The following is a 7,329-nucleotide window of genomic DNA, read 5'->3' as shown; positions in this document are numbered from 1 at the left end:
ATTGTCAGGCTCTCCGTTTTCGTCAGAATCACATTGTTCTGGAATACCGGGTCGATGTAGGGTGTAATGTCCTCATGGGTTCCCCACCGGGCGGAACCGTATTCCATGCCGTGCCTGTACTTCTTGGCGTTCTTGCTTTTCAGGTACACAGCCAGCCGCAGGCCGCCGCAGCAGCACAGGCCCACCAGCAGGTCCAGCGGGTGCAGGCTGGGCCACCAGCTGGCCAGCGCCACCGGCAGCGTGGAGAAGAACGAGAGCATTTTTGCCGAAGCGTCCGCACCCACGGCCATCCGCCACGCTTCACCGAAGTTGGTGGAGAAAAGCCCCATCAGGATATACGGCAGATTCAGCAAAATGAGCTTTTTGATGTTCAGCTGCTTTTTCATCGTTCCAGCTCCTTCCGCTTGTTCCGGTCCACGACGGCGTGTTTTACCAGTTCTTTGAACTGGCTCAGCTTTGCCAGCACGGACGGGCGCTCGGATTTCTCCGCCTTTCTGACCTTTTTCCCGGTGTACTCGGTAAAAGCAGCGGTCAGGGCATCCGCGTCCCGACCCTTGAAAAAGATCAGGTACTTGGGTGGGGAGCTGCTGCGGTCCTTCTTCACCGCATAGTCCACGCCGTATTTCCGGGCGATCTTCTCAAACTCCTTGATGGAGGGGTCGGTGATCTCGATGTTGGAAACCCCTTGGTTTTGACCAATCAGCTGTTTCACCGTCTGCTTGCCCTGGGGCTTCACAGGCGCGTCACGGCTTCTCTGCTTTTGCAGCTTCTTTTCCTTGCGGTGGGCAAGGTACTTGCTGATGGCGGCTTTGAGCAGCCTGCCGGTGAACTTTGTTCCGCTGACAACCAGCGTTAAAGTCCTGTTTTCCACTTCTTCCTGCATTTTCATCGCCTCCTTTCCACAAAATGTGCAGGGGTGGTGCATTTATTTCTAAGGCGGGACCACCAGCCGCCGGAGAAGGTATTTCTTCATCGAACCGCCCTCAACGAATTTGCTCAGAACGGTCATAGAGCAAATCTCCATTTCTGACCTTTGCATGACTGAGAATCTTGATCTGTCCCTTTGCCTGACTGTCCAGAGCTTTTTCATAGCCCTTATCTGACAAAAACAGGCGGGTTCGTTCACCTTTCCAGCCCACCGGGGAGTCATGCGTCAGCACATCAAAAATAATCATGTGCCGGGTGTTCTCAGCAAATCGCTGGAGATCCATGTAGTCATGGCCGTGATAGTTCTGCGCTCCAGCTTTCTGGCGCATTTCTTCCATCAGCTGACCGATTGTTTTGCCTTCTGGCATAAAACTCACTTCCTTTCCCACTCTCATACAACCATCAAAATCATGTCTCTCAGCTGAGCAAAGTAGAGTTTGCCTTGCGGGGTTATCAGCGTATAGGAGCCGATATGCCCGTGATTGCAGTAGTCTTTGACACAAAACAGTCCTTCATTGGCTGGCTTTGCATAGGGCAGTACATTACCGGATGCGGTGCGGTACACAAAACGCTTTTCCAGAAGGAAACGGACAAACCGACGCTCCGGGACAAGCAACTCTTTGGCGGTGGTGCGGAGGTTGGTACTGTGATTGAGGTCGATGAACAAATCATAAAAGGCTGCCTTACTCTCCAGCAGGGCATTTTCCTCTCGTAGCGACGCATTTTCTTCCCGCTCAGCAAGCAGCTCGGAGCAGAGCTTTATCAGAGCTTCCGGAGAAGTGGCTATCTCCCACAACTTCTCTTTTGTGAGATAGGCTCCGTGCTTGCGAATGGCAGGTAGAACTTCATCAAACACCCATTGTTCAAACCGTTCCGCTGACGGCAGTTTACTATGGGCGATCAGACGATATAGATCACCTTCGGGGATAAAGAGCATTTCGACCATTTGTACCGCGGGGCTTCCATCTGCCTTTTTCCCAGTCTGGACCCCTATGGAACATTTCGTTCCACCCCTGGTATGGTCGCGGACGGCTTTGCGTGGATTGGTATATCCCAGCGCTGTTGCCACATCTGTACCGCAAAATAATACTTTGCCATTCTGTTCCAAAGTGCGAATGCTTCCGAACTCTGGACTATTGAAAATTTCAATCTGATTCATGCTGTGCCTCCTTTGGTGTAATACAAAAGCGGCTGATTACCAGCCGCCTGCGTGCATATCGTGATTTACCAGTGAAGTGTAGTGGTTATTCATGGTGGTAGGAGCGTTGAACAGCACTGCAAGCAGGTACTGCTTGATGTTGTGTACCTGGGTGGTGTTCTTTTGCAGACAGTCCATGACAAACTCGATGTGAGAGCTGTCCAGCTTCAAAAAGCGGGAGCGTACAATTTCATGAGGAAAGTCCGCACCAGAGATCCGGGTGGTCTTTCGTTTGGCACAGACCGTTTCTACCAACAGCTCTACGATCTCATTCAGGTCATCCAGGTAGAGAGGATAACGCTGCTTCAGACAATCATACTCGATATTCTCCAAAATCAATTCCCGATAATTTTCTATCTCTGTGACAGACATCGCATCCCTTCCTTTCCGTTCCGGCGGTATTACCGCCGCTGTTTCCCGGAAGGGAATGGAATCGGTATTTGATCCATGAGTATTTTGTTTTTGGGTATTTGATTTCTTAGTATTTAATTGTGTTGGATTTTCCGGTAACGGATTTACCGCTGACGGGTTTACCGTTATCGGGTTTTCCGACAACGGCTTATCCAACATCGGTTCTCCCTCGATGGGACGCTCAAAAATGGTATACTCATTGGCTGCGAATTTACCAGAAGCATCAGTTGTCTGTCTGCGCCGAATGTATCCGGCTGTTTCAAGCTCATTGACAGCAGAGCGGATTGCATCTTTGCTTTCTCGATTGATATAGCTGAGTCCTGACAGCGTATAATCCCAGTCATCAGGCAGAGATAACATTTGCGACAAGAGACCCTTTGCCTTCAAAGAAAGTCGTTTGTCTTTTAGATGAAAATTGCTCATAACCGTGTAATCGCCAGTGCGTTCTACACGAAAAACAGCCATTTACTTCACTCCTTTCATTTCTCAGGTATGAAAAAAGCCGCAATTCATAAAAGAATTGTGGCATCGGTTAGGGTCTGTCTGTATCTTTTTTCTTGCGTCGGTAGGGGCGTTTTGGCATTGGTGGTTTATCAAACAGATCCCTTTCCTGAGAAAATGGTAAGGTTTGAAAAACACGGTCAATCTCGGTGGATTCCATATCACGCTGTGAGCGGCAATCTTCTTGAATAGCTTCTCGGATTTCTCTTACAGTACACATATTCATTCCTTTCCTTTCGTTGTATCGGTTATGAACGACGGTGTTTTTTAGGCTTGAAGTCGAGGATATGCCCCTCAATAACATGGGCATATCTCTTAATTTTGATTTCTCGACGCTGCTGGCTTTGCAGAGCTGACTGATACCCGTCCTCTGTGAGAAAAAGCCTCATTTCGTCACCAGGTTCTCCATAAGCAGTAGGGCGCAAGACAGTAAACTCAATCATCCAGAAAGTGCTGTCCCAAAATCGCTCCACTGCAAGAATGTTGTGGCCTTTCAGTTCCCTTGCTGCAATATCTTTCATAGGCTCTCCCTTCATCGTTCCTGATCTCGTTGGCGTTTTTTCTGCCATTGTTCCAGCAGTTTAATAATGGTTTCCTGCATTTTGGCCGGTGTATAGCTTTTGGGGAAATACTTTCGCAAGGTATCGCTGCTCAAGGTCACTTTATCCAGATCACCCTTTTTTTCCTCTGACATGATGGCAAGCATCACATCTTCTGACAATTTCCCTTCCTGGCTGAACTTTTTCATTCGCTGAGCCTGAGAGAGAGAAGGGGTAGCCTGCTCATAGTCCATTGTTTCCACCAGCATTTGCTGTTCGTCCGGTTTCAAAAAAGAGAGTTCATAGGCTGGGTTAAATGCGATTTTCTTTTCATCCACCATATCCAAAAGCTCTGGAATCAGTTCAGTCAAACGAACATATCGCATTACCTGGATACCGCTTCGTTCACCGGCTTCTTTTGCCACCTGGTCTCTGGCGCTCAACTTCTGTTCAACTTGAACAGAAGTCAGGTCTGTTCTTGCTCCTTGATGTTTAATGGCTTCCAGCTTCATTTTGTAGGCAAAAGCCCTTTCACTGGGGAGCAGATTTTCTCGCTGCAAATTGCTGTCAACCATAATAATTGTGGCAGCATCGTCATCCAAGTCGCGCACAATGACAGGCATGGTTTCTTTTCCGGCCAATTCGCTGGCTCTGCGGCGTCTGTGACCGGCTACCAGCTCATAACCGCCATCAGGCAGTGGTCTGGCAATCGCAGGAACCAACACACCATACTTTTTGATGCTGTCTGCGGTTTCTATCATTGCATCATCATCCTTGACCTTGAAGGGGTGATCCTTGAACGGATGCAGTTCAGATAGGGGAATTTCCTGAATTTTTTCCAGTTGCTCGTCTTGCCGACTTTCTTCTGTAGAAAACAGGTCATCTACTGAGGCCAGCTCTATTTTTTTCGCGCTGCTTTTCAAGTTTCAATACCTCCTTCGTCAGATTTTTGTAGCCCTCAGCCACTTTGCCATTAGGATCATGGGCATAAATGCTTTTTCCTTCAGCACTGATTTCTTTAGCCCTGACAGAATGAGGAATTTCTGATGTAAACACCTTGATCTTACTGCCATAGGTTTCGCGCAGAAGAGCGGAGATTTCTTTGGCAAAATTGGTTCGGCTGTCTACCATCGTCAGCAGAATCCCATCAATTTGCAGCTTGGGATTGATTTGTCTGCGAACCTTATTGATAGTTTGCAAAAGCTGCTCCAAACCTTTAGCTGGAAGATACTCTGCCTGGACGGGGATTATAACCCTATTAGCGGCAGCCAGTGCATTGACCGTAAGCATACCCAGGGAGGGCTGGCAATCAATAAGGATATGGGAGTATTGCCCCTTCAGCGTGTCCAGATATTGTCGCAGAATGGTTTCTCGGCTCATAGCGTTTACCAGAGATACCTCCATACCAGATAGCTGGATGTCCGCAGGCATCAGGTCTACGCCCTCAGGGTGGTGCAGGATACCCTCGCCGGGACGAATTGGTTCATCCATCAAAATACGGCCCATAGCGTCTGACAGTGTAAAGGGCAGCTTATCAGGCTGAGGATTGCCCAAGCTGATGGTCAGGCTTCCCTGTGGGTCTCCGTCAATCAGAAGGACTTTCTTCCCGGACTGCGCCAGACCAATTCCAAGATTGGCACAAGTGGTTGTTTTGCCGACACCACCTTTTTGGTTGGCTATGGCAATAATCTGTGTATTCATGATTTCACCTCATTTCTTTCTAAGTTTAGATATGAAAAAAAGTGCCTGCTTTACCTTTCCTGAGAAAGATAAAACAGGCACTTTCACTGGCTCAATACCTCTTGTAATGAACCTCTATGTATGGTAAACTATGTCCACGATACCATGAATATAATTAAGTCTCGACGGGAATTGAACTTTTGGCTAACGCCAAATTTCGCGCCTTTGCAAACAGAGTGCAAACAATAGGGGGCTAAAATCCTTTGTTTTTGCTTGATTTTGCTTGTACAAGGTTTATAGAGAACATGGAGAAAAGCCTTGATATAACTGCATTTTCTTTATCCCTGTTGATAGGGAATATATGCACTGGGTCCATCTCCTAAGCGTGGGGTCGGAGGTTCAAATCCTCTTATGGACGCCAGTGAACAACGCCGAAAGCCTTTGTTTTCAAGGGTTTTCGGCTTTTCTTATATGAAAAGGCACGAAAAAGCTCTTTCACTGTATGGGATAGAATTCTACTCCAAAATTTGATTTTTGACAAGCCCTCCAGAATCGAACGGTTGTTATAAGACAAAATCGCCAGCTAATTTTTAGCAGAAAACAGGCTGTTCTTGCTAATGAAAATACCCTTCCTGCTAATCAGCCCCAAAATCGTGCCAAAAATCCAGCTAATCAAAAAAGGCGGATGTTTTGAGTACCATGCAGTTATAGCAGATAAAATTGAATATCGTTATCTACATAGAGCGTCTATTTGCCCCGCATTGGGGATGGATAGGCGCTCTTTTTTTATGCCCAAAACCATGGGCAAATACAAGAGATTGGAGGTGTTTTATTTGAGCAAGCCTGTTTATGCCGCAGACAAGCCGAGCGATTGCCATTACTGCTACTACTGGACGAATGGCAGAAAGGGTTGCCGTCTGGGTAGAAATAATTGCTACTACTTAATCTCTTTGCCACCGAAATCCAAGTCGGAATGTGATGACTGTCCCTATGGGCGAGATCACCCGTGCATTGGCTGGTGTACGAAGAAGGTTATGCGTGAAGTGGGGCTTCGTTGATATGGATGCGTATGAACAGGAATACCGCTTCTGCTATTTTGCCCGATGTCCTCACGAAAAGACGGATACGACTTTCTGCAGCGTTCTACTGACAACAGAAAGTTTTCCGCAGAAAGAAAGTGGTGAAGCCGTGTGAGTTTTGATTATTTTTACGGTCAGCAATCCGAGCTATTCACATTCTATCGAGTTCCGAAGGTGTTGTTCACGAACGAGAGGTTTTGGAATATTTCTGCCGATGCCAAGATGCTGTATGGCATTTTGCTTGACCGCATGAGCCTGTCTGCCAAGAATGGTTGGATCGATCAAAACGGTCGAGTGTATATCATTTTTACAATCGACGAAGCGAAGATGGCTCTGAACTGTGCTGAACAAAAGGCTATCAAGCTGCTCAGTGAACTTGAGAAGAAAGCAGGATTGATTGAACGTAAGCGCCAGGGTTTGGGAAAGCCCAACCTGATCTATGTGAAGAACTTTATCTCTGCTGTGGATTCACAACTCTTGAATTGTGAAAATCACAATTCTGGAACAATGGAAATCACAACTCAAGAACTTCCGAAATCACAATGTAATAATACTGATATTAAAAATACTGAATTTAGTGATACTGATTCTATCTTTCCTTCCGGAAATGGTGGAATGATGGACGAGAATGACCGGTATCAAGAATACTTTGATTATTTCTCGGATCAGCTCAGTATTGATTTGTTGAAGAAGGATTACCCTTACGATTCCGAAATGTTGGATAACATTCTGGAGTTGATCGTTGAAACAGTTTGCACGAAGCGACCATTGATTCGCATTGGTGCAGAGGAACGTCCAGCAGAAATTGTCCGCAGTCGGTTTATGAAACTGAATGTCGAACACATTCGATATGTTATGTCCTGGAGGTACATTAAAGAAGAAAGACATTCACTGGAGAGAAACAGTAATCTTGGTATATATTTTGATAGGAATCCGCTTCTATAAATGAATACACAGTACTGATTCCATAGAATATCACTACACATAGCAAATG

Annotated in this window: 9 protein-coding genes and 1 pseudogene; 1 reads left to right on the top strand and 9 read right to left on the bottom strand. The window is 46.6% G+C overall.

What is annotated here, in order from left to right:
- From DWY93_RS16095 to DWY93_RS16055, 9 genes and pseudogenes are all read right to left on the bottom strand, one after another.
- Positions 1 to 386: pseudogene (locus DWY93_RS16095) on the bottom strand (type IV secretory system conjugative DNA transfer family protein); the annotation flags it as partial.
- Complete coding sequence (locus tag DWY93_RS16090) at positions 383 to 883, bottom strand: PcfB family protein (protein ID WP_008723309.1); 501 nt, start codon at positions 881 to 883, stop codon at positions 383 to 385. The pseudogene DWY93_RS16095 and the gene DWY93_RS16090, both read right to left, overlap by 4 nt.
- A 100-nt stretch (positions 884 to 983) precedes the next feature.
- Positions 984 to 1,295 (bottom strand): DUF5720 family protein, encoded by a 312-nt coding sequence (locus DWY93_RS16085; RefSeq protein WP_008723307.1) that lies wholly within the window; start codon positions 1,293 to 1,295, stop codon positions 984 to 986.
- 23 nt (positions 1,296 to 1,318) lie between these two features.
- Entirely contained in the window at positions 1,319 to 2,086 is a 768-nt protein-coding gene (locus tag DWY93_RS16080) for a phage antirepressor KilAC domain-containing protein (RefSeq protein ID WP_002589066.1), read from the bottom strand.
- Positions 2,087 to 2,122: 36 nt separating this feature from the next.
- Entirely contained in the window at positions 2,123 to 3,001 is an 879-nt protein-coding gene (locus DWY93_RS16075; protein WP_006059572.1) for a DUF6017 domain-containing protein, read from the bottom strand.
- Between the two features lie 67 nt (positions 3,002 to 3,068).
- On the bottom strand, positions 3,069 to 3,257 hold the full coding sequence (locus DWY93_RS16070) for a hypothetical protein (protein WP_006059571.1): 189 nt from the start codon (positions 3,255 to 3,257) through the stop codon (positions 3,069 to 3,071).
- A 28-nt stretch (positions 3,258 to 3,285) separates the two neighbouring features.
- Complete coding sequence (locus DWY93_RS16065; protein WP_007862445.1) at positions 3,286 to 3,558, bottom strand: DUF5720 family protein; 273 nt, start codon at positions 3,556 to 3,558, stop codon at positions 3,286 to 3,288.
- Between the two features lie 11 nt (positions 3,559 to 3,569).
- Positions 3,570 to 4,499 (bottom strand): ParB/RepB/Spo0J family partition protein, encoded by a 930-nt coding sequence (locus DWY93_RS16060; RefSeq protein WP_006059569.1) that lies wholly within the window; start codon positions 4,497 to 4,499, stop codon positions 3,570 to 3,572.
- Positions 4,456 to 5,277 (bottom strand): ParA family protein, encoded by an 822-nt coding sequence (locus DWY93_RS16055; protein ID WP_002569249.1) that lies wholly within the window; start codon positions 5,275 to 5,277, stop codon positions 4,456 to 4,458. Before DWY93_RS16055 ends, DWY93_RS16060 begins: the two co-directional genes overlap by 44 nt.
- A 1,169-nt stretch (positions 5,278 to 6,446) precedes the next feature.
- On the opposite strand from DWY93_RS16055, the gene DWY93_RS16040 reads away from it, so the two are divergent.
- Positions 6,447 to 7,280, top strand: coding sequence for a replication initiator protein A (locus tag DWY93_RS16040; protein ID WP_242990737.1), 834 nt, complete (start codon positions 6,447 to 6,449; stop codon positions 7,278 to 7,280).
- Positions 7,281 to 7,329 lie beyond the last annotated feature (49 nt).

Source organism: Clostridium sp. AF28-12 (assembly GCF_003435225.1).
Classification (GTDB): Bacteria; Bacillota; Clostridia; order Lachnospirales; family Lachnospiraceae; genus Pilosibacter; species Pilosibacter fragilis.
Note: the sequence above shows the minus strand (reverse complement) of the source record. Positions and strands in the feature narration are given on the sequence as shown.